General features: G+C 50.4%; 1 protein-coding gene. It reads right to left on the bottom strand.

Annotation, left to right across the window (positions count from 1 at the left end; genetic code table 11):
* Nucleotides 1-1262, bottom strand: a 1262-nt coding sequence (locus tag QVO39_RS08455) for a preprotein translocase subunit SecA (protein WP_502685079.1), incomplete at both ends; no start/stop codon positions are given.

Here is a 1262-nt window from a genome sequence, read left to right as displayed (position 1 = left end):
TGACGCTCGGTGCCGATAATGGCGAGACCACCAGCCTCTTTCACCTCAGGGGAGAGCTTGATATCGGTACCACGACCCGCCATGTTGGTGGCGATGGTGACGGTACTCTTCTTACCTGCCTCTGCCACAATCTCTGCCTCCTTTTGGTGGAGCTTGGCATTGAGGACTTGGTGTGGAATCTTACGGAGTGTGAGCATCTTGCTGAGCAACTCGGAGGTCTCTACCGAGGTGGTACCAACAAGGACTGGGCGTCCCTCGCCGATTAGTCGCTCAATCTCATCGATAATAGCGGCATACTTTGCTCGAGCGGTCTTGTAGATACGGTCGTTCTCATCGATACGAGCAATAGGTCTATTGGTTGGGATCACCACCACATCTAGTTTGTAGATATCCCAAAACTCCTTTGCCTCAGTCTCGGCGGTACCTGTCATACCTGCCAGCTTGTGGTACATACGGAAGTAGTTTTGGAGTGTGATGGTTGCCTTTGTCTGAGAGGCTGCCTCCACCTTTACATGCTCCTTTGCCTCAATGGCTTGGTGGAGCCCATCGGAGTAGCGGCGACCATCCATGATACGGCCTGTCTGCTCATCCACAATCATCACCTTATTATCCATCACCACATATTGGTCGTCACGCTCGAAGAGGGTGTAGGCCTTAAGTAACTGCTGCACGGTGTGTACACGCTCACTCTTGATAGAGTAATCGGTGAGGAGCTGGTCTTTCTTCTCACTCTTTTCAGCCTCTGTGAGGGATTCATTCTCTAGAGCCGATAATTGAGAAGCAATATCTGGTAGGACGAAGAAGGTTGGGTCTTCGTTTTTACCCGAAAGAAGATCAATACCCTTATCGGTAAGCTCTATCTGATTATTCTTCTCATCAATCACGAAGTAAAGGTCATCGGTGACGATGTGCATTTGGCGGTTGTTGTCGGCCATATAGATCGCCTCGGTATCTAGCATACCTGCCTTGATGCCCTCCTCGCTGAGGTACTTGATGAGGGCTTTGTTTTTGGGTAGTCCCTTGAAGCTACGATAGAGCTTGAGGAATCCCTCTTCGCGCTCTTTCTTATCTTCGCTAGCAATTTGCTTGCGTGCCTCGGTAAGCAGACGGCTGGCAAGGGTTTTCTGTGCATTAACTACCAACTCCACATCGCCTCTGAACTCCTCAAACATCTGATCGCCCTTGCTCTCTACTGGACCAGAGATGATAAGTGGGGTACGAGCATCGTCAATAAGCACTGAGTCGACCTCGTCGACAATGGC

It is taken from the genome of Porphyromonas sp. CAG:1061 (assembly GCF_000435035.1).
GTDB classification, from domain to species: Bacteria; Bacteroidota; Bacteroidia; order Bacteroidales; family Porphyromonadaceae; genus Porphyromonas_A; species Porphyromonas_A somerae.
The sequence above is the reverse complement of the archived record's forward strand: the minus strand, read 5'-3'. Positions and strand labels throughout refer to the sequence as shown.